The organism is Aquirufa beregesia, assembly GCF_011090385.1.
GTDB lineage: Bacteria > Bacteroidota > Bacteroidia > Cytophagales > Spirosomataceae > Aquirufa > Aquirufa beregesia.
This window is the reverse complement of record NZ_SEWW01000069.1, coordinates 1-224: the sequence shown is the minus strand read 5'-3', so window position 1 is coordinate 224 and position 224 is coordinate 1. Positions and strand designations below refer to the sequence as shown.

Annotated in this window: 1 protein-coding gene; it reads left to right on the top strand. The window is 30.4% G+C overall.

All coding sequences use genetic code 11. The annotated features are described in order from the left end of the window. Positions 1-224: DDE-type integrase/transposase/recombinase (locus EWU23_RS13935; protein WP_166233216.1), on the top strand; the 224-nt coding region annotated here is incomplete at both ends.

Here is a 224-nt window from a genome sequence, read left to right as displayed (position 1 = left end):
TGGGACATCAACTTTCAAATAGTATGAGAGCTGATGCAAATGTTAAAGCAATGGAAATGGCTTTAAAAAACAATAAAGCACCCAAAATACATCATTCTGACAGAGGAGCTCAATATATTTATAAGCCCTATATAGAGTTATTAAAAGCTAATAAATGTAAAATCTCTATGGCTATTTGTGCTCAAGATAATGCATATGCTGAACGAATAAATAGAACAATTAAA